Annotated in this window: 15 protein-coding genes and 6 pseudogenes; 6 read left to right on the top strand and 15 right to left on the bottom strand. The window is 42.0% G+C overall.

Annotated elements, in window-relative coordinates:
• Positions 1 to 175 precede the first annotated feature (175 nt).
• From F905_RS01870 to F905_RS01860, 4 genes are all read left to right on the top strand, one after another.
• Positions 176 to 1,183 (top strand): hypothetical protein, encoded by a 1,008-nt coding sequence (locus F905_RS01870; protein WP_005176448.1) that lies wholly within the window; start codon positions 176 to 178, stop codon positions 1,181 to 1,183.
• A 99-nt stretch (positions 1,184 to 1,282) separates the two neighbouring features.
• Complete coding sequence (locus tag F905_RS15080; RefSeq protein ID WP_005176445.1) at positions 1,283 to 1,516, top strand: helix-turn-helix transcriptional regulator; 234 nt, start codon at positions 1,283 to 1,285, stop codon at positions 1,514 to 1,516.
• Between the two features lie 303 nt (positions 1,517 to 1,819).
• A complete protein-coding gene (locus F905_RS01865; protein ID WP_005176434.1) occupies positions 1,820 to 3,010 on the top strand; it encodes a YagK/YfjJ domain-containing protein in 1,191 nt (396 codons plus the stop codon).
• On the top strand, positions 3,007 to 4,071 hold the full coding sequence (locus tag F905_RS01860; protein WP_005176432.1) for a hypothetical protein: 1,065 nt from the start codon (positions 3,007 to 3,009) through the stop codon (positions 4,069 to 4,071). Before F905_RS01865 ends, F905_RS01860 begins: the two co-directional genes overlap by 4 nt.
• 218 nt (positions 4,072 to 4,289) lie before the next feature.
• Here F905_RS01860 and F905_RS15075 read toward each other — a convergent pair.
• The 13 genes and pseudogenes from F905_RS15075 to F905_RS01800 form a co-directional block, all read right to left on the bottom strand.
• Positions 4,290 to 4,548 (bottom strand): annotated as a pseudogene (locus tag F905_RS15075) (NADPH-dependent FMN reductase); the annotation flags it as partial.
• Positions 4,549 to 4,553: 5 nt separating this feature from the next.
• Positions 4,554 to 5,597 carry an ACR3 family arsenite efflux transporter gene (arsB, locus tag F905_RS01855; RefSeq protein ID WP_005176429.1) on the bottom strand — a complete coding sequence of 348 codons (1,044 nt, stop codon included), beginning with the start codon at positions 5,595 to 5,597 and terminating at the stop codon, positions 4,554 to 4,556.
• Between the two features lie 7 nt (positions 5,598 to 5,604).
• A complete protein-coding gene (locus F905_RS01850; RefSeq protein WP_005176427.1) occupies positions 5,605 to 6,078 on the bottom strand; it encodes an arsenate reductase ArsC in 474 nt (157 codons plus the stop codon).
• A 6-nt stretch (positions 6,079 to 6,084) separates the two neighbouring features.
• A complete protein-coding gene (locus F905_RS01845) occupies positions 6,085 to 6,405 on the bottom strand; it encodes a metalloregulator ArsR/SmtB family transcription factor (RefSeq protein WP_004644580.1) in 321 nt (106 codons plus the stop codon).
• A 57-nt stretch (positions 6,406 to 6,462) separates the two neighbouring features.
• Entirely contained in the window at positions 6,463 to 6,897 is a 435-nt protein-coding gene (arsC, locus tag F905_RS01840) for an arsenate reductase (glutaredoxin) (RefSeq protein ID WP_005176424.1), read from the bottom strand.
• 158 nt (positions 6,898 to 7,055) lie between these two features.
• Positions 7,056 to 8,510: a SulP family inorganic anion transporter gene (locus tag F905_RS01835; protein ID WP_005176421.1), complete on the bottom strand. Its 1,455-nt coding sequence runs from the start codon at positions 8,508 to 8,510 to the stop codon at positions 7,056 to 7,058.
• Positions 8,511 to 8,872: 362 nt separating this feature from the next.
• A pseudogene (locus F905_RS01830) lies at positions 8,873 to 9,379 on the bottom strand (IS5 family transposase); the annotation flags it as partial.
• A 74-nt stretch (positions 9,380 to 9,453) separates the two neighbouring features.
• Entirely contained in the window at positions 9,454 to 12,705 is a 3,252-nt protein-coding gene (locus F905_RS01825) for a type I restriction endonuclease subunit R (protein ID WP_005176417.1), read from the bottom strand.
• Complete coding sequence (locus F905_RS01820) at positions 12,702 to 14,078, bottom strand: restriction endonuclease subunit S (protein ID WP_005174930.1); 1,377 nt, start codon at positions 14,076 to 14,078, stop codon at positions 12,702 to 12,704. The genes F905_RS01825 and F905_RS01820 overlap by 4 nt, the downstream gene beginning before the upstream one ends.
• Positions 14,078 to 15,700 (bottom strand): annotated as a pseudogene (locus F905_RS01815) (HsdM family class I SAM-dependent methyltransferase); the annotation flags it as partial. The pseudogene F905_RS01815 and the gene F905_RS01820, both read right to left, overlap by 1 nt.
• Positions 15,684 to 16,247: pseudogene (locus F905_RS01810) on the bottom strand (type I restriction endonuclease); the annotation flags it as partial. The pseudogenes F905_RS01815 and F905_RS01810, both read right to left, overlap by 17 nt.
• Entirely contained in the window at positions 16,244 to 17,620 is a 1,377-nt protein-coding gene (locus F905_RS01805; protein WP_005174930.1) for a restriction endonuclease subunit S, read from the bottom strand. The pseudogene F905_RS01810 and the gene F905_RS01805, both read right to left, overlap by 4 nt.
• Positions 17,620 to 19,905, bottom strand: a complete 2,286-nt coding sequence (locus tag F905_RS01800; protein ID WP_005176412.1) for a type I restriction-modification system subunit M — start codon at positions 19,903 to 19,905, stop codon at positions 17,620 to 17,622. Before F905_RS01800 ends, F905_RS01805 begins: the two co-directional genes overlap by 1 nt.
• Positions 19,906 to 20,206: 301 nt before the next feature.
• Between F905_RS01800 and F905_RS15070 the strand changes: the two genes are divergently transcribed.
• Both F905_RS15070 and F905_RS01795 read left to right on the top strand, forming a co-directional pair.
• The gene (locus F905_RS15070) at positions 20,207 to 20,377 is read left to right on the top strand and encodes a YhfG family protein (protein WP_000935322.1); all 171 of its coding nucleotides are present in this window, start codon (positions 20,207 to 20,209) and stop codon (positions 20,375 to 20,377) included.
• A gap of 12 nt (positions 20,378 to 20,389) precedes the next feature.
• Positions 20,390 to 20,986: a putative adenosine monophosphate-protein transferase Fic gene (locus F905_RS01795; protein ID WP_005176409.1), complete on the top strand. Its 597-nt coding sequence runs from the start codon at positions 20,390 to 20,392 to the stop codon at positions 20,984 to 20,986.
• A gap of 67 nt (positions 20,987 to 21,053) precedes the next feature.
• On the opposite strand, the pseudogene F905_RS01790 reads toward F905_RS01795, so the two are convergent.
• Positions 21,054 to 21,629: pseudogene (locus F905_RS01790) on the bottom strand (ISL3-like element ISPpu12 family transposase); the annotation flags it as partial.
• Positions 21,629 to 21,709: pseudogene (locus tag F905_RS15060) on the bottom strand (mercury resistance protein); the annotation flags it as partial. The pseudogenes F905_RS01790 and F905_RS15060, both read right to left, overlap by 1 nt.
• Positions 21,710 to 21,730: the final 21 nt, after the last annotated feature.

Here is a 21,730-nt window from a genome sequence, read left to right as displayed (position 1 = left end):
GGCCACACTTATAATTTCTATAAACTATCTCTGTAACCTACTAATAAAAAATATATTAATTACTAAGTCTGTATATAAAAATGGCTAAGTCTGTACAGAAATTAGGGCTTTACTAAAGCTTTTTTAATGGTAATACTGTAATGAAATAATAAGCTCTGTATGAACAGGAGTGATCATGCCAAACAATCAGCTAGATAATCAAATTAAAATAATCAACATGCTAGAGCTATTTATTTTTGAAAAAATCTGCTCGACTCCATTTTTAGGTTCCCATGAATCTATCCTCATGGCATCTAATGAAGAAGATTTAAGGAAGGCAATATATACCTTGATTGATGAAGGTTATTTCCAAGAGTTGGAAGAAGATAAAATAAAAAGACTTTGTAACAAACCTGTTAAGGCATTTTTTCCAGATCAGGATGGGAATGATCAAGTTGCAAAGCTTGATTTCGAATATCGTCCCAAACATTATCATGAAGTACTTCAAGCTATTCGTCAATTTAGATTTTCACTAAAATCTAATGCTTTAGAAAATATTCAAAGTGAATTCAATGAAATTCGAACTACTTATTCATCACATATAGATTGCATGAATCAGAAAATGCTAGCACCTATTCTAAGAAATTTTTTAGAACAAGGGGTCTCTAATTCCTTCAAAAATTATAATTTTCAACGCATACGCAAACAACCCTTTTACAACTTTGTAGAAAGTTATATTCAGAATTATAGAGGTCAAAAGTTTAAGAGTTTAAACCAAATATACATAGACTTAGATTTGAAAGTGACTGCAATAATTTCTCAATCCATCCAAGATGAGATTAATCACTTAGAAAGTTTATTAAGAACTATGTTAATTAAACATAAAGAATGCTTGATCTTTACTCATAATAAAGCCATTGTACCGTTATCTGTTCCTGAACAAATGACATTACTTAAACAAGGCAAGCCTGTTTCGTCTACGTCATTCTATTCATCGCAGAATCTTACTGATTTTAAAGAACAGTTTGAATCGTTTGATGATAGGAAGGAAAATATTGAAAGTAGAATTAAAACTTTAAAACATGAACTAGAAACTTTTAATAACCCCAAAGCTCCCTTTGAAAGAAGCAAAGCTTACTTAAATGAAAGACCCGACCTGAAAGAAAAACTCAAGGAAAAATGCGTAGTTCAAAAAAAATCATAGTGTATTTTATCATTCCCCCCCCGTTGACGAACTTTTAGTGATCTCTAATGTTTTATTTTTTTCCTTGATTAGTCCAAAACTAATCTACAAGGAGTAAAAATGAACACATCAATCGCTTCTATCCAAATGCTTAGACTTCATGAGCTTATCAAACTGATTGGTTTATCTCGGTCATCCATTTATGACCGGCTAAACCCGCGCTCGAAACGTTACGACCCTGATTTTCCAAAACCAATCAAGCTAAATAGAGCTTCACGTTGGTTACTCAGCGAAGTTGAGGAATGGATTAGAAACAAAATGTCCAGCCGAAATCGAGCTGCTTCGGTGAGCTAATTCTGTACAAGCAGTTTCTCAAAAACATGCACGATTCGCGCAACTTTTGAGTTTAGCTCTTCGGATTCGCTATAGGTTTGGATTACGGTATTTATATCATTTATATACTATTCAATTATTTAAATGTATTTAATACAGTTTGAATGATTGGATCAAGGTTCATATAAATACAAGTACTGAAAACATCTATCACTTAACCGAATGATATTCCCGCATGGACACTGCCTTAGCACAGTGTCCAAGGGAAAGCTTTACTTAATCGTTGTGTTTTTAAGTCAATTCCATTTAATTCAAGGCTGAGACATGACTAAACCCAAATTATCCAATACAGCTGGACTGTTTACGATGTTTGACCATGAGCTTCTAGAGCAAGCGAAATTTGATCATCAACACACAGTACTGAATCACGGTGAAAACCAGAGAGTTGTCATCCATCATCTAGACAATATCGTTATGCCGATATTGCAGAAAATTGAGTTTGTGCAAGCTGTTCTGAAGTGTAAAACCCCTATTGTTAAGATATTAACTGTAAAACAGCACGGTTTAACTGATCGTTTTTTTCGTAAATTTGCAAAACCCATTGAACCTTTAATGCAAAGTTTCTTTGAACTGCTTTATGCATACACACCTCCAGAGATAGAGCCTGGTATGGCCTGTCTTGCGTTTGATCATGCTCGATCTCAACTTACTCAAGATGAATTCAATGAACTGGCAACTCAAGGCATTGGGTCATCACATCATCTTGAAATTATTCAGCCGTTTGTTGATGAATTTCTACACTTTGTAGAATTGATTAAGTCGTATATGAATGATCCCAAAGTCAAAAAAAAAGTCAGCGACCAAAATAATCATTGTAAAAAGATGAAAATGGTTTGCGTTGCATACATTCGACAATTACTGAAAGTCTACTCTAGATTGTTGGTCGTGCGAATGGATTTATCCCTTATGCGAGATCAACAGACTTTACTGAAAAATGCTTATAGCCTGAAAGAAATTCGCTCCAAGCATGATCTGGCTTATATCAAAGCATGTACTCAAAAGCTGCTGAATAACAAACGGAATAATCCAGTCATGAAAATGCTTGTGGGTTATATCTTTCGCTTCGAATATACCGTCCGTACTGGGTTTCATGTGCACTGCTACTTTCTGTTCAACGGGAATAAAAATTTAGAAGATATTACCCTCGCTCAAGGCATTGGCAAATTGTGGAACAAAGTCACACAGGGCCAAGGTACAAGCTATATCTGCAACATGAAAAAGGATTCTTATCGTCACTGTGCAATTGGCATGGTTCATTATGCAGATACTGAAAAACTGGGGTATCTGTATAAAACCTTTGATTACATTTGCAAAACCTCACAGCTGTTTGATTTTACCAATATGAAAGGCGCACGAGGCTTCCAACTCGGCGAAGTTCCAGAAAACACATCAAATGCTGGTCGTCCACGTAAATACGCTCAACAACTCAATGCCTTTGCGGGAGATGAAGCATGATTAGATTACAGCCTGACGAATCCTATGCATCTCTACTCAGTACTCACCATATCACTCAAGCGTATATCCAGCCTTTTATTGGCTATATACCCAATAATCGCCCTCCTGTTGGCTTGGATGATTATCTGAAGTTGTATCTCATGATTACTGAAAATAAGACTTTTAAGATTATCTCCAAACAACCAACTTACGACTATCTGGTGCCTCATGTTTATCTAACGCCCAAGGGTGTTAATTTACTCAAGATTATTCAGGATATTCCGATTAATCCTTTCCTGACAGGTAAATTTTCAGATGTGATCATCAGACCTGAAATAAAGCTGATGGTTGATTTACTGTACAAGCACAGACTCATTGACTTTCCACTTGGATTGTATCAACAGTTTGAAGCAGTTGTTGATGGGTTCTGTCAGGATCTAAAAGTGAGATCTAAAACACGAGATTTTATGAGCTTGAAAAATCACTGGGATTCTTCATTTGGCAATTCTAGAAAGGCTTATAATCGTTTTGAAGAAGCTGTCTTATGTAACAATCCAATGTTTCAGGTTCATTCATTGCTTGTTTCTGCTGAGTTTATGAATGTTGATGATTTTTCAATGGATCAGAAAACATTTAGTCCTGTGACTGTTGAGGATATGCTGCGTGCCACGTCAGGTAAAATTATCGAAGCAGTCTGGGCTAACAATGCTGAGAATCACACTCTAGGTATTTTGTCGAAACAGGAAACGACTATTCGAGGTTTTAGGAGTATTCGGCTCATATTTTTTGTAGCACGCGAAGATACCGACTTTACCCCTTTTGCTGAATCTCAGCTCTATACAGATGTTGAACCTTTTGTATTCCGAGAAGGTAAAACCAGTGTTGCGTGGAGTGATATTACCTGCATGAACTCAGGGGTAGAGCCTTTGGTTTATGGTATAGAATCCAATTTTTACGATACAAATCAGAACTACATTGGGATGCGACTTACCACTTTAAAATACAGTTTGATTGGTCCTGAATACTGGGTTCGGTTTAAGTACACCAACACAACGTTTAAAGTCGAAAAAAGTTCATATTAATCAATTATTTTATGATTAATAACATTCGCGTAACCCTGAAAGTTTCGGCTTTCAGGGTTTTAAGTTATGCGTAGATTAGAATGAACGTCAATATAGTAGTGATCCTAGACAAAATAATGGACAGCACGTCCCTCTAAAGATAACGTAACTTTAATCTTTGGAGATTCAAGAAATGGCTAAACGTTTTAGTCCCGAATTTAAACAGCAAGCGATTGATTATGCACTTCTTTAACCTTTGGATGCTCAATTTCCGCATCTTCGGGTAAGGGTAGGCCTTTTTGGATGAAAGATTTTTACTTCAGCGCCAAACTGCTCCAAAATACGTCCTGCTTCCATCACCGCCAATCGGCTGTATGAGCGCTCACGGTTTGAACCATACAGCAGCAAAATACGCGGTGGATGATGCAGCTCTTTAGCTTGTACTTTTTCTAAAGTAGGTTGATCCAAAAGATTCATATCTACATTTGGGAGAGTCATAGAAATTACACCTCTGCTTTAAAAAACTTTTTTCTGAGCCATAAAGACACGCTCACCAAAGCAATCAGCACAGGTACTTCAACCAATGGCCCAATCACCGTTGTAAAAGCGACTGGTGAAGCTAAACCGAATGTGGCGATTGCAACGGCAAGTGCTAATTCAAAGTTGTTTCCAGCCGCAGTAAAAGAGATTGCTGCTGTCTTCGGATAATCATTGCCCATCCATTTGCTCATAAAGAAGCTAATAAAGAACATCAAGACAAAGTAAATTGTTAAAGGAATCGCAATTCGTAAAACATCCATTGGCAGGCTTACAACATCACCACCTTTTAGGCTAAACATAGCCAAAATCGTGAACAGCAAAGCAATCAAACTTAGAGGACTGATTTTCGGAATAAACTTGGTTTGATACCACTCCACGCCTTTTTGTTTCACCAAAATTAAGCGCGTTAAGAAACCTAATAAAAACGGAATACCGAGATAAACCAAAACAGCATGGGTAATCGTCCAGAAATCAACATTGATCACTTGCCCTGCAACGCCAAAATAAGGCGGTAAAAAGGTCAAGAATAGCCAAGCATAAATACTAAAGAACAAAATCTGAAAGATACTGTTAAAAGCAACCAGTGCTGCGACATATTGGTTATCACCACAGGCCAAACCATTCCAAACCAGAACCATTGCAATACATCGTGCTAAGCCGATCAGGATTACGCCTGTCATGTACTCGGGATAACTCTGCAAAAATATGATTGCCAATGCAAACATCAGCACGGGAGCGATCAGCCAGTTTTGTACTAAGGATAAAGTTAGTGTTTTCTTATCCTTAAATACTTGCGGTAACGTTGCATAGTCCACTTTTGCCAGTGGCGGATACATCATCAAAATCAAACCTATCGCAATAGGAATATTGACTGAATCCACACTCATTTTATCCAAAGCGACAGAGGCTTGCGGAAAAAACACGCCTATCGCAATCCCTAAAGCCATGGCAATAAAAATCCATAGCGTGAGGTTACGATCTAAAAAGGATAATCTTTGTTGAGCCATAATTTTCTCATTCAATATCTGAGATGTGATTGATTGCAGCAATCAATTCAGGACGAGACATATGTGCTGTATCCAATGCAAATAAAGCATCTAAACGACGATTGATATGGTCTACAGTCACTTGGAATGCCTGTAATTTTTCTTCTTTAGGTAAGTCTAAGTGTGATGGATCAGCCAAACCCCAATGTGCCTTGATCGCTCCGCCTAAATAAAGCGGACACGCTTCTTGTGCTGCTGAATCACAAACCGTAATCACCACGTCAGGTTGATATTGTTCACAATTATCAATGGTTTTACTCCACAAACCATCTGTTGAAAGACCAAGATTTTCTAAAGTTTCTATGGTCAATGGATGTACTTGCCCTGATGGCTTACTACCTGCACTATATGCTTTCCAACCCTCAGGGGCACGACTATTAAACAGAACTTCTGACAGGATGCTACGGCAACTATTTCCAGTACACAAAAAAAGGAATTTCATATTGTTCTACTCGCAATAACTATTGATTTGTTGAAATGATGGAGCAACTTTTGGCTGTAAATCAGCATTTTTAAGGGTGTTAAGTATGTCTAGGCACCAAATGGGTAAATTAGGATTGAGACTGTAATAGACCCATTGCCCTTGACGTCGATCTTGTAAGAGACCCGAAGAACGCAGTAAGGCTAAATGCCGTGAAATCTTAGGTTGGCTCAGCTGTAATTTTTCAGTCAAATCACAGACACACTGTTCATTATTCCCAAGAACCAACATGACAATGTTGAATCGAGTTTCATCAGCCAAACATTTAAAGAAATTGATTTGATCCATATTTTTACCCACTCAAACATATGGATATATCAATATTCACATATATCCATGAAATTTTTATTTCAATCGCTGCCCATTTGCATCCAGTACTTGTTCACCATCTTCTTTAGTGAAAGCACCCTTTTGTGGGAGTGGCAGAATTTCTAAAACCAGTTCTGACGGGCGACTTAAACGAGTTCCTAGTTCAGTCACCACGAATGGACGATTAATTAAAATTGGATACTGAAGCATAAAGTTAAGCAATTGATCTTCAGTCCAATCCTCTTGATCAATTCCTAAATCTGTATATGGAGCAACATTTTTACGTATTGCCTCTCTCACCGTTAAACCTGCATCCGCGATCATTTGAATCAGTTCATTTTTAGATGGAGGATTGACAAGATACTCAATCACTTCAGGTTCAATATTGGCATTACGGATTAACGCCAATGTATTACGTGATGTACCACATTCAGGGTTGTGATAAATCTTAACTTTTGGAGTAGCAGTCATTTACTCAAACTCAATGGAATCTTTATATATATTTATATATGAATAATCATATATATGCAATTCCATATTTCCATATTGAATAAAATTGATTATAAAAAATGACACTGTGATTTCTCATAGTGTCATTGCTCATAAAATGAATTAGTACTTACTTTAAATTAAACCCTTGAATGAACTCCATATTTATCAATCATGATCGAACTGGCTTCATTTAAGCCTCGAACCGTGACATTCACATCATTCTTTTGGAACTTATTGACCACAGAATCAAGCATAGCGACTGATGTTACATCCCAAATATGTGAGTGAGTTAAATCAATAATTACATCTTTCACATCTTCTTTAAAGTCAAAACCCTGCATAAATTTTTCAGAAGAACTAAAGAAGATCTGACCTCTCAAATCATATAGACGAGCTGTCCCCTCAAAAGAAGCACTGACCTGAATATCATTTTCTAGTTTATTGGCCAAGAATAAAGCTGAAAGCATTACACCTGTTAATACTCCTAACGCTAAGTTATGTGTAGCTACTACTACAATAACTGTTGCAATCATCACGACATTGCTGCTTTTAGGATTGTCCTTCAATTGGGTGACAGAACTCCATTCAAAAGTACTGATTGAAACCATGATCATCACAGCAACCAAGGCGGCCATTGGAATCACTTTCAGCCAATCACTGATAAATACAACAAGAATGAGAAGAAAAATACCCGCTGAGAAAGTCGATAATCGTGTGAGACCACCCGACTTTACGTTAATCATAGATTGACCGATCATGGCACAACCAGCCATACCACCCATGAAGCCAGAGGCGATATTCGCAATACCCTGTCCTTTACATTCCTGATGCTTATCACTTGGCGTATCTGTCATTTCATCGACAATAGTTGCTGTCATCATAGATTCAAGTAAACCTACGGCTGCTAGGGCAACCGAATACGGCAAAATGATCATCAATGTCTCAAGATTTAGAGGGATATTCGGGATCAAGAACATAGGAAGGGTGTCAGGTAATGCTCCCATATCTCCAACAGTCCGTACATCAATTCCTAGGGCTATTACTAATAAGGTAATCACAATGATGCAGACAAGCGGAGAAGGTAATAGCTTTCCTAATTTTGGTATTAAAGGAAATAGATAAATAATCGCTAGACCCAAAGCAACCAATGCATATACATACCAAGTTACATTCATCAGTTCAGGTAGCTGTGCCATAAAAATTAAGATGGCTAAAGCATTTACAAAGCCAATAACGACAGATTTTGATACGAATCGCATTAATTTAGCGAGCTTTAAATAACCTGCTAATATCTGAATAATACCAGTCAAGATTGTTGCAGCAAGTAGATATTCTAGCCCATGCTCCTTGACCAATGTGACCATGAGCAGTGCCATCGCTCCAGTAGCTGCTGAGATCATAGCTGGACGGCCACCAACAAAAGAAATCACGACAGCAATACAAAAGGATGCGTATAGACCTACTTTAGGATCTACACCAGCAATAATTGAAAAAGCGATAGCTTCAGGGATAAGTGCAAGACCGACGACAAGTCCTGCAAGTACATCCCCACGGATGTTAGAGAACCATTGTTCTCGTACATTAGATAACATAAACATAGCCTGTTTTTTAATTTTTTAGATAGGCTAGTGATGTGATATATACAACACACAAGCGACTACACCACATCACTAGACAGTGATGAGTTATTTACTGATTAAAGGGGTAAATAAACTTAAGGTGGCGTAAGTGTCATATAGGAAAAGAGTGTTTAGGTTTTAGAGCACTTAGGGTAGCACAAGAGGTTGAGGATGTGAAATCAACCAACCTTTAAAAAAAACTACTTATTAAGATTAATAACGCAGATTCAATCAATAGTTGAACCGCTCTTTCTCTGATTTCAGGGGTATATTTTAATTTTGTCATCGGGATAGTCTCTCAGAATATTGACTCTCCGACAAACCCGGTACGGTTCATTATTGGTTGTGAGCTGAATAGCGCGTATTTGTAGGGTTTTGGCATCTATACCAATATGTAGTTTACGCCATTGGCGATGATATTCAGCTCCATGTTTCTTGCGTTTCCATTCGCCCTCACCTAGAAACTTCATGCCTGTAGAGTCTACGAGTAGATGCAGCCCATCGCTACTTTTTTGGTAGCTGATTGCAATATCAATATGCTTTTGTCTTCTACAAAGCGTACTGTAATTTGGTGCGGTCCAATTTAATCCGCAAAGTTTAATCAGACTTTGCACAAAGCCAGTGACCATACCTAAAGATAGATGGAATAAGGATTTAATCATTAAGCAGCATTGGATAGCTGCGTCGGAGTAAGTTTGATTTCGCCCTTGTTTGCCTTTTGATGGAGCATACCATTGCGTAGCAGGATCAAACCAAATGGCAATATTTCCGCGACTCATGAGTGCTCGGTTATATGCGGGCCAATTGGTTGTGCGGTAGATTTTGTGTGTAGGCTTCTTCATTTGAAAATTATATCGCTGAAAAAGCCTTTACAGATAGGTTTGTGCAACAAAGCCCCCCTTTGTTAATTTAGCGGTCATCTTGGACTGCTCAACATATCAAAGATCACCCGTGCAAAGATGCTGGCCTTCGCCGGATCAGACAACAACTGCATCATCTGTTCCTGATGTGCGGCACTACTGCCAAGAATGGCATCATCCATCGCTTTCGGGAAATCACCCAGCATGGCTTGTTCACGGGTATTGTTGGCAATCTGCTTCATCACAATCTCATTTTCCGCCAGTTTGTCACGTACCGTATAGGCATAGTTGAGCATGTCTTTATCGGTTAGGTTATCGGTGATAAAGACATCATTCAGACGCTCAATAATCTGTGACAGGAACTCTTCTTTCTTATCACGTGGCTTGGCTGCACCCAGGTCATTGCCCGGCTCAAGCTGATTGTCTTCGGCATCTTCTTTCAGCTTGATGTCCTGCTGACGGATCTTGGACAAGCGGTAATGGCTCATGCTGACATTACTTAAGTCCACCTCATCATCTTTCGTTGCGGTTTCACGCAGCAATGGACGCAGGTTACGTGCATACAGACTGAGCTTCTCCAGTTCTTTGTCATCGTAGTCCACGATCTGTGACATAAACTCGTAAAAACGGGTAAAGCTGCCCAAGTCTTTTTTAAAGATTTCCAGTTTGTCTTTTTCGAGCTTGGCTTCTTTAAAGGCATTGTCGGCATTAGTAATCAGCACCGCATCATTGGTTTTCTTGCAGCGTTCCAGCATGTCACGGGTGGTGTTATAGGCTTCGATGGCCTGACTATAACGTTTCTGCCAGCGTTCAACCGCCGGTTTGCAAATGTTACTGATCGCAGCATTGGATTTGTTCTTGGTAAAGAAGGCTTCTACAAACTGTTCAACTTCCGTCCACAGAAAAATCTTGGTAGCTTTCAGCTTTTCAAACAGGTCAAAGATCTGATCTGGATTCGATACATCAGCCAGTTCTGCGGTTTGGTAGTAAGGCTGGAAGGCCCCAAGAATGTCTTCAGGATCGTTAAAGAAGTCCAAGACAAAGGTGCCAGATTCCGCCTTGCCCGGATAGGTACGGTTCAGGCGTGATAAGGTCTGTACGCATTCCACACCGCCAAGTTTCTTGTCCACGTACATGGCACACAGTTTCGGTTGGTCAAAGCCAGTCTGGAACTTGTTGGCCACCAGCATCACCTGATAGTCATCACTATCAAAGGCCTTGCGCATTTCCCGTCCTTTTAGCCCCGGGTTCATGTTGCGTTCATTAAAGGTCTGCCCGACTAAACCACTGCTGTCGGTATCCTTGTCATTAAACTCAACCTCACCCGAGAAAGCGACCATAGCCTGAATGGACTTATAGCCCTGATCCATCACGTATTTGTCAAAGGCCAACTTGTAACGCACCGCTTCTTTACGTGAACTGGTCACCACCATGGCTTTGGCCTGTCCACCCAATAAGCCCATCACGTTATTTTTAAAATGTTCGACAATGACTTTCACTTTCTGGGAAATGTTGTGGTCATGCAGGCGTACCCATTGATTCAGCCTGATCTTGGCTTTTTTGGCATCGACCTGTTTGTCGGCTTCTTCAATTTTCTGTTTGAGCTTATAAACCACTTTATAGTTGGTATAGTTTTTTAGCACATCCAAAATAAAGCCTTCTTCAATGGCTTGGCGCATGGAGTAAACATGGAAGGCTTCCGGCTTGTTTTGCTTGGAGGGTGGTAGCTCAGGATTGGGTACACGGCCAAACAGTTGCAGGGTTTTGTCTTTCGGTGTCGCGGTAAAGGCATAGTAGCTGAGGTTATTACTGCCCTTACGTGCAGCCACCACCGCATCCAGAATATCTTCCGAAGACAGTTCAGCATCCTCTTCGCGCTCTTCCAGCATCAACACTTCTTTCAACTGTCGTGCCGTAGAGCCGCTTTGTGAAGAATGCGCTTCATCGGCAATCACCGCATAACGTCGCTGTTTCAGATTGGTACTGTTTTCAATCGCACGCAACACAAAGGGGAAAGTCTGGATGGTCACAATGATAATCGGCTGTGAGGTTTCCAGTGCTTTGGCCAGTTTTTCCGACTTGGAGCCATCACCCTCTTTGTTATTGATGCGTCCGACCACGCCATCGGCATGTTCAAACTGGTAGATGGTGTCCTGTAGCTGGGCATCCAGAATGGTACGGTCAGTGACTACAATCACCGAATCAAACAGTTTCTGATTGTGTTGATCGTACAGGGTCGACAGCTGATGTGCTGTCCAGGCAATCGAGTTGGACTTGCCTGAACCTGCACTGTGCTGAATCAGATATTTCTGTCCAGTGCCCTCCTCTAATGCGGCATTGATCAGTTTGGTGACCACATTCCACTGGTGGTAACGTGGGAAGATCAGCAGTTCTTTTTTGTACTTGCGTCCTTCCCAGTCTTCTTTTTCTTCAATTTGCAGATGGACAAAACGTCCAATGATATTCAGCAAATTGTCCGGTGTGAGGACTTCATTCCACAGATAGGCGGTGGCGTACTGATTCTGGTCTTCTGGCACATCATTGCCTGCACCACCTTCCGCTGTACCCTTGTTGAACGGCAGGAAGAAGGTATCTTCTCCGGCCAATTGGGTCGCCATATAGACTTCGTATTGACTCACGGCAAAGTGTACCAATGCGCCACGCTTAAACATCAGCAAGGGTTCAGGCTTGTTGGTTTCTGGATCTTTCGGCAAGCGGGTGCGTTTGTACTGCAACATGGCATTCTGCACCGCCTGTTTAAACTCGGACTTGAGTTCCAGAGTAGCAACAGGAAAGCCGTTTATAAACAGCACCAAGTCAATACGCCATTTCTTGGCCTGTTTGCCCATGTCCTGTAACTCGGCAGCCGTAGCATACGGGCTATAGACCAACTCTGGCACAATGCGGCAGATGTTCTTTTTGTAATTGGCTAAGGTATCGGGATTCAGCGCATGTTCCGGTTTAAACTGACACAGGAAAAAACGGGCACTGCGGGTTTTCACTCCATGACGCAGCACACCTAAAGTGCCATAGCTACGTGACTGTTCATCAGTGGCATTGATGTCGGCTTTCTTCAGCTGGGCAACCACGGCTTCTAGAAAATGCCGTTCGGTATCATTTGGAAAGATGCGCTGGAATTTCTGCCAGTCCTGGCTTTGTGTCTGCTGCACAAAGTCTAGTACGTCCTGCTCATACAAGGCGGTTTCACGGTTGTAGCCTTGTGGCGTACCGAGTTGCCAGCCCTGAGCCAGCATCTGCTGAATGATGTCGTTCTGGAAAATACTTTCACGGGTGGCGTCTAGACTCATGCGCTTAACTCCGTGTGTGCCTCAGCAATACTTGGGGCTTGCCAATTACGCACGTCGATCTTTCCAGTCACAGCTGCTGAGATTAGGGCGGTGCGGCGTTCTTTTAATAAATTCACTTGTAAAATACATTGATTTTCAAGTGCATCAAAATGACTAAACTGTGTCTTCAGATATCGTAAAATTGCTTCTCGTTCAGTTTTTGGAGGAACTAAAACCGTTGTTTCTTTAATGTTTGTGGAAGAAATAGAAGCTAAATTTGTACTCTGTTTAGACTGCCGAAAAAAATGAAATTTTGCATAACTCGCGCGAGTTAATATATCTAACCATTCTGGTTCAATTTTATATGGACGAATAGCAAAGACATGATTTTGATGGATACAGTCTTTTATTTGACTCTTCCATACAGCACCACGGCCAAGTTTGTCATTATCTCCACCTTCATTCATCAAGACATCACCATCTTTTAATAGATAACGTTCTAATTGATCTTTTTCTATTTCAATATGATGAACTTCATTAAGATTTAAATAACCATCCTGAACATTAGCAACTCGCAACATTGGAACAGAAATAGTTGCTTTCCCTGCAATATCTTTACCTTTAGCAATACCAGACTGGATATTCGCTACATGTTTTAAACGACATACTATCCAATGCTCCGGCACGTTCCCTAACCATTCCACGCCCGAATCTTTCATCGGGACATTTGGGTTAAGTCCTTTGGTCACGGCATGGCTAATCACCGCCTGACGTTTTTCTTTCAGCAGTTCAATCAGTTGTTGTTGTTTTTCAATCAGGTGGTCGATTTTGGCGGTTTCGTGGTCGAGGAATTGAGATATTTTCTCGGCTTCGTAAATACTCGGATAAGGAAATGTTAAGTTATCAATTGTCGTCATACCCAAATTCTTTTGGGTATTTGAATTAGAGAAAACATCACATTGTAATTGTAACTCATAGGATTGAAGGCAATAAAAAATAAATTTACCTAATCTAATATCTTTAGGGCTAATAACTGCTAACGGTGACCAAACATTAAAATCATAATCACTCTCAACGAAAGCTACCTTGCCTACAGATGCAGCTTTACCAAGTAAGATATTGCCCTTTTGGGGTTTACATTTGAGACTAAACCTATTGTCATCCTCGATAGAGATATATCTACAACCTTCAAACACTAGTTTATTATTTTGGATTCCATCAACCGATAAAAAAGGAATACCCTCATCAATAAACTTAGGTGTTTCATGAGGACCATCTTTAACAAAGCCACTACACATATACTTTAAAGGTACAATCTGCCATTCTCTAGGAAGCGACTTAATCCAACTATTGTGTGTTGCAATCTGATTTTGATAAATCTGATATTTCGCCATTACGAATGCACCTCTTGTAGCAGCTGCATAATCTCGGCACTCACCGCATCCAGATCGGCATCAATCTCAGCTAAATCACGTGGTGGTTGGTACGCGTAGAAATGACGGTTAAACGGAATTTCATAACCCACGATGCCAATCTCGCCATCTTTTTCATCGCGCTTGTCAGCATTGATCCAGGCATCGGCCACGTGTGGCTGTACTTCACGTTTAAAATACTCTTCAATCAGCTCTGTGGTGCTGACTTTTGGATTCAGCGCAATGTTCTCCGCATCACGCAAGTCGCCATCCTGTACAAACTCGACCACTTTGCCCTGGTAGCTAAACTGGCCATACAGCGGATTTTCCGCCTGTTTCAGTACCTTGTTAATCACCGGTTCAGCTTCCGGATTTTTCCAGGTGATGGCGTCTAACAGCTGTTTCTTCTCTTTGGCATCCAGCTTGATGTCGGTTTGCTTGAGGGCTTTTTTCAATACGTCATCAAACTGGTTAAAGTCATCAAACTGCTCAGTGCCAATCACATTCTGTAAGGCTTGGGCTTTTTCCATCAGGGCTTTCTGGAACAGCCAGATTTTGCTGTCCAGCACCTCTTTAATATCTTTTTCTTTTAGCTCAGGGAATTCCGCTTTAATCAGGGCACGGACCTCAAGCGCAACGTCCTGCAACTGACCATAAGTTTCTGCTGTCCATGCTGTACCAAAGGCTGTGCCCAATTGCGCATCGATGCTTTGCATCACGGCATTAAACGGTTTCGGCGCAAAGCGTAATGCAGCAATCGCGCTATCCGTAATCTGTGCCGATAAACGCAATGGACGTTCAATGGTCACGCGACGATAGCCAAATTCATGGTTATCAAAAATCTTGCTGGCGAATGGTTTTTGCTGTTCGGTTTCGCCATCCTGCGCCAAGGTGTCTACCGCGACAAAGTCACCGTAATTTTGGGTAATGGTGGCAATTTCAGCTTCAGTCAGATAGTTACGTTTTGAACCCAACGACTTACGCATTTTGGTACTGAGGTTTGAGGCATTGATCAGCTGTACCTTGCCTTTACGTTCAGCGGCTTTTTTATTGCTGAGTACCCAGATATAGGTGGCAATCCCGGTGTTGTAGAACATGTCATTCGGTAAGGCAATAATGGCTTCCAGCAAGTCGGCTTCTAAAATATAGCGACGGATCTCACTTTCGCCACTGCCTGCACTACCGGTAAACAATGGTGAACCATTCAGGATAATCCCGATGCGACTACCACTCTCGCTACTGCTGGCATCACGCATCTTGCTGATCAAGTGCATCAGGAATAATAATGAACCATCCGATACCCGTGGCAAGCCTGCACCAAAACGTCCATCAAAGCCCTTGTGTTCATGTTCGTCCTTGATGTCCTGTTCGATTTTTTTCCAGTCCACGCCAAAGGGTGGATTCGACAGCATGTAGTCAAACTGATCCACAGCAAGCTGGTCATTTGACAGCGTGTTACCGAGTTTAATTCGGCTCACATCCTGACCTTTGATCAGCATGTCGGCTTTACAGATGGCATAGGATTCTGGGTTAAGTTCCTGACCAAACGCACGCATCACCGCATTTGGGTTCAGCTCATGCAGATATTCGCACCGCCTGTTTAAACTCGGACTTGAGTTCCAGAGTAGCAACAGGAAAGCCGTTTATAAACAGCACCAAGTCAATACGCCATTTCTTGGCCTGTTTGCCCATGTCCTGTAACTCGGCAGCCGTAGCATACGGGCTATAGACCAACTCTGGCACAATGCGGCAGATGTTCTTTTTGTAATTGGCTAAGGTATCGGGATTCAGCGCATGTTCCGGTTTAAACTGACACAGGAAAAAACGGGCACTGCGGGTTTTCACTCCATGACGCAGCACACCTAAAGTGCCATAGCTACGTGACTGTTCATCAGTGGCATTGATGTCGGCTTTCTTCAGCTGGGCAACCACGGCTTCTAGAAAATGCCGTTCGGTATCATTTGGAAAGATGCGCTGGAATTTCTGCCAGTCCTGGCTTTGTGTCTGCTGCACAAAGTCTAGTACGTCCTGCTCATACAAGGCGGTTTCACGGTTGTAGCCTTGTGGCGTACCGAGTTGCCAGCCCTGAGCCAGCATCTGCTGAATGATGTCGTTCTGGAAAATACTTTCACGGGTGGCGTCTAGACTCATGCGCTTAACTCCGTGTGTGCCTCAGCAATACTTGGGGCTTGCCAATTACGCACGTCGATCTTTCCAGTCACAGCTGCTGAGATTAGGGCGGTGCGGCGTTCTTTTAATAAATTCACTTGTAAAATACATTGATTTTCAAGTGCATCAAAATGACTAAACTGTGTCTTCAGATATCGTAAAATTGCTTCTCGTTCAGTTTTTGGAGGAACTAAAACCGTTGTTTCTTTAATGTTTGTGGAAGAAATAGAAGCTAAATTTGTACTCTGTTTAGACTGCCGAAAAAAATGAAATTTTGCATAACTCGCGCGAGTTAATATATCTAACCATTCTGGTTCAATTTTATATGGACGAATAGCAAAGACATGATTTTGATGGATACAGTCTTTTATTTGACTCTTCCATACAGCACCACGGCCAAGTTTGTCATTATCTCCACCTTCATTCATCAAGACATCACCATCTTTTAATAGATAACGTTCTAATTGATCTTTTTCTATTTCAATATGATGAACTTCATTAAGATTTAAATAACCATCCTGAACATTAGCAACTCGCAACATTGGAACAGAAATAGTTGCTTTCCCTGCAATATCTTTACCTTTAGCAATACCAGACTGGATATTCGCTACATGTTTTAAACGACATACTATCCAATGCTCCGGCACGTTCCCTAACCATTCCACGCCCGAATCTTTCATCGGGACATTTGGGTTAAGTCCTTTGGTCACGGCATGGCTAATCACCGCCTGACGTTTTTCTTTCAGCAGTTCAATCAGTTGTTGTTGTTTTTCAATCAGGTGGTCGATTTTGGCGGTTTCGTGGTCGAGGAATTGAGATATTTTCTCGGCTTCGTAAATACTCGGATAAGGAAATGTTAAGTTATCAATTGTCGTCATACCCAAATTCTTTTGGGTATTTGAATTAGAGAAAACATCACATTGTAATTGTAACTCATAGGATTGAAGGCAATAAAAAATAAATTTACCTAATCTAATATCTTTAGGGCTAATAACTGCTAACGGTGACCAAACATTAAAATCATAATCACTCTCAACGAAAGCTACCTTGCCTACAGATGCAGCTTTACCAAGTAAGATATTGCCCTTTTGGGGTTTACATTTGAGACTAAACCTATTGTCATCCTCGATAGAGATATATCTACAACCTTCAAACACTAGTTTATTATTTTGGATTCCATCAACCGATAAAAAAGGAATACCCTCATCAATAAACTTAGGTGTTTCATGAGGACCATCTTTAACAAAGCCACTACACATATACTTTAAAGGTACAATCTGCCATTCTCTAGGAAGCGACTTAATCCAACTATTGTGTGTTGCAATCTGATTTTGATAAATCTGATATTTCGCCATTACGAATGCACCTCTTGTAGCAGCTGCATAATCTCGGCACTCACCGCATCCAGATCGGCATCAATCTCAGCTAAATCACGTGGTGGTTGGTACGCGTAGAAATGACGGTTAAACGGAATTTCATAACCCACGATGCCAATCTCGCCATCTTTTTCATCGCGCTTGTCAGCATTGATCCAGGCATCGGCCACGTGTGGCTGTACTTCACGTTTAAAATACTCTTCAATCAGCTCTGTGGTGCTGACTTTTGGATTCAGCGCAATGTTCTCCGCATCACGCAAGTCGCCATCCTGTACAAACTCGACCACTTTGCCCTGGTAGCTAAACTGGCCATACAGCGGATTTTCCGCCTGTTTCAGTACCTTGTTAATCACCGGTTCAGCTTCCGGATTTTTCCAGGTGATGGCGTCTAACAGCTGTTTCTTCTCTTTGGCATCCAGCTTGATGTCGGTTTGCTTGAGGGCTTTTTTCAATACGTCATCAAACTGGTTAAAGTCATCAAACTGCTCAGTGCCAATCACATTCTGTAAGGCTTGGGCTTTTTCCATCAGGGCTTTCTGGAACAGCCAGATTTTGCTGTCCAGCACCTCTTTAATATCTTTTTCTTTTAGCTCAGGGAATTCCGCTTTAATCAGGGCACGGACCTCAAGCGCAACGTCCTGCAACTGACCATAAGTTTCTGCTGTCCATGCTGTACCAAAGGCTGTGCCCAATTGCGCATCGATGCTTTGCATCACGGCATTAAACGGTTTCGGCGCAAAGCGTAATGCAGCAATCGCGCTATCCGTAATCTGTGCCGATAAACGCAATGGACGTTCAATGGTCACGCGACGATAGCCAAATTCATGGTTATCAAAAATCTTGCTGGCGAATGGTTTTTGCTGTTCGGTTTCGCCATCCTGCGCCAAGGTGTCTACCGCGACAAAGTCACCGTAATTTTGGGTAATGGTGGCAATTTCAGTTTCAGTGAGATAGTTACGTTTTGAACCCAGCGACTTACGCATTTTGGTACTGAGGTTTGAGGCATTGATCAGCTGTACCTTGCCTTTACGTTCAGCGGCTTTTTTATTGCTGAGTACCCAGATATAGGTGGCAATCCCGGTGTTGTAGAACATGTCATTCGGTAAGGCAATAATGGCTTCCAGCAAGTCGGCTTCTAAAATATAGCGACGGATCTCACTTTCGCCACTGCCTGCACTACCGGTAAACAATGGTGAACCATTCAGGATAATCCCGATGCGACTACCACTCTCGCTACTGCTGGCATCACGCATCTTGCTGATCAAGTGCATCAGGAATAATAATGAACCATCCGATACCCGTGGCAAGCCTGCACCAAAACGTCCATCAAAGCCCTTGTGTTCATGTTCGTCCTTGATGTCCTGTTCGATTTTTTTCCAGTCCACGCCAAAGGGTGGATTCGACAGCATGTAGTCAAACTGATCCACAGCAAGCTGGTCATTTGACAGCGTGTTACCGAGTTTAATTCGGCTCACATCCTGACCTTTGATCAGCATGTCGGCTTTACAGATGGCATAGGATTCTGGGTTAAGTTCCTGACCAAACGCACGCATCACCGCATTTGGGTTCAGCTCATGCAGATATTCCATACCGGAAGAGAGGAAGCCACCTGTCCCCGCTGTAGGATCGTAAATGGTGCGGATAATGCCATCTTTGGTCAGCACGTCATCATCTTCCATAAACACCAGTGCAGTGGTCAAACGTACGATGTCACGCGGGGTAAAGTGTTCCCCGGCCGTTTCATTGGAACCTTCAGCAAAACGACGGATCAGTTCTTCAAACACCAAACCCATGTCATGGTTGGATACGCTCTTTGGACTCAGATCCGTGGTAGCAAACTTTTGTACGACTTTATACAAAAGGTTGGCATCATCGAGTAAGCCCGCAAATTCGATGAAGTTAAAGTATTCAAAAATCTCACGGGCATCTTTAGAGAAACTTTGTACATAAGTGCTTAAGTTGGCCTTGATATCACTCTGCCCCATTTTGCTGAGATCCATGGGGGAAGTATTAAAGAAGGCTAGACCGTTGGTGGCACGCAGCAATAACTTTTCTTGAGCTTCTTCTGGCAGATTCAGCTTGGAGACTTTTTCATGTTCTGCCAGTACCGCAGCCTTGCTTTCTTCCAGTACACATTCCAGACGACGTAACAAGGTAAATGGCAGAATGATGCGGCCATATTGCGATTGTTTGAAGTCACCACGCAGCAGGTCGGCAACCGACCAGATGAAAGAAGCGATTTGTGAAAAGTTATTGTTGGTCATAGTGGTGAATCAATTCCTGAATTCTTATCTGTGATCAGTATCTGGCGACACTTCGGTTGCTAGAGATAATACTGATAATTTTTTTAACTGTTGGATAATATTATATTATTTAAAAAGCAGATTGTTGATTATTCATTTATTGCATGACAGTTAAGCGACAAATTTTGTCGTCTGGTTTCAGATTTTTCTCATAGAAGGTTCATCCTCCATAACGCTACAACCCTGCTTTTGAAAGCCGTGCCTATTTATAAGCCCATCTGCTAAACTAGGCTTACATTACCTTTGTTCAAGGAATTTCAAAATGCTAAACACTCTCGAACAGAAAAAAAAATATATCCAAGCTACGCGCTTGCAGAATTATCAAGCCAGTTTAAAGCTGGAAGGCATTAACCCGTCCTCAACCGCACCGGCATTAAGTAAAGCTCAGATTCTACAGAAATATAAGAAATTCTCACAGACCTCGGAATCGTGATCAGGCTTCCTTATGGATAAATATGGTGAAATGGGTGACAGCATTTACTGTTACCCCGACTCGGACGTCCTCAAAAACAAACTGAACATTCAGGATGCTGAAATTCTGCAACAGGCAGAACTGGAGTTGACTGAGTATGCCAGCACACGAATTGAGTATGCGGAGCCACCTTACGATCTCAAATACCTGCAATCCATTCACTTTCAGCTCTTTTCAGACCTGTATGCCTGGGCAGGTGAACTAAGACAAGTGGATATTGCCAAAGGCGATACCCGCTTTTGTACCTTCCCGCGTATTGAAATTGAAGCCAATAAGCTCTTCAAGCAACTTGAGCAGCAGCACTATTTTCAAGGTTTAGCCAAACCAGTACTTATCCAAAAAATCGCTGATTTTTATTGTGAAGTCAACGTGATTCACCCATTTCGTGAAGGCAATGGACGCACCCAGCGTATCTTCTTTGAACACCTACTTGCTCACTGCGGCTATGGGGTACAGTGGAGTAAAATTAACAATAAGGAAGTCTGGATTCAGGCCAATATTGATGGATTCAACTGCCGGCTAGATGGACTGATCGCTATTTTTGAAGCCTGCATTATCACTCCTGAATAACAAAAAAATGGGTATACGGATTTAATGGTTGATGGGGCACCTTCACCCCATCAATCTGATACCACCCTCAGATGGTTGATAGATCGACTCCGTAGTTGAGTTCCTCTGCGAAGTCCGGCAGTCCGTAACCGATGGTTTTCTTGTAGAAAGGAGAGACCTTCGCAGTCGGTGCCTTCTTCTTGTGCTTCGTGGTGTAGAGCATTCGTGCCCGCATCACCTCGAAGGAGTAACCGCGCCCTTCACGGTTCTTGTCCTTGGCCAGTCGGTTGATGGACTCCGTGTAAGCGTTGGTGACGGGCATGTCCGTCTCGAAGTAGGTCATGGTCTCTTCGCGCCAGTTTCCCACTGCCCTGACCAGATCGCTCCAGACTTCCTTTTGGCCCTTCGGGATGGTGGCTATCCACTCGTCCAGGGCGGCTTCTGCCTGGAGCCGTGTGGTGGCGTCCCAGATGCCGTAGAAGCGCTCCTTGTGCTCGTAGGCGGCCAGCAGTTGCGGGAACGCGCCTGTCCAGGTCTCCATGATGAGGCGCTCCCGGTCTGAGACTTCGTGAGCGCGTTTCAGCAGGATTTTCCGGTCTCCCTTGAGAGTCCGGCTCTGGGACGGTTTCAGCTCCTTTCTGAGGCCCTTGCGCACTCTCTCTAGGTCAACACGGCCAGCGCACCCCACAGGTAGCCGGAAACGGGTTGGCGCGTCTCGGGCGGCAGTTTGTCAGGGGCGTTCACGGCAATGCCTCCTCGTGCGCC

Origin of the sequence: Acinetobacter sp. CIP 53.82 (assembly GCF_000369465.1) — a bacterium.
Taxonomy (GTDB): Bacteria; Pseudomonadota; Gammaproteobacteria; order Pseudomonadales; family Moraxellaceae; genus Acinetobacter; species Acinetobacter indicus.
This window is presented reverse-complemented; position numbering and strand designations above follow the sequence as displayed.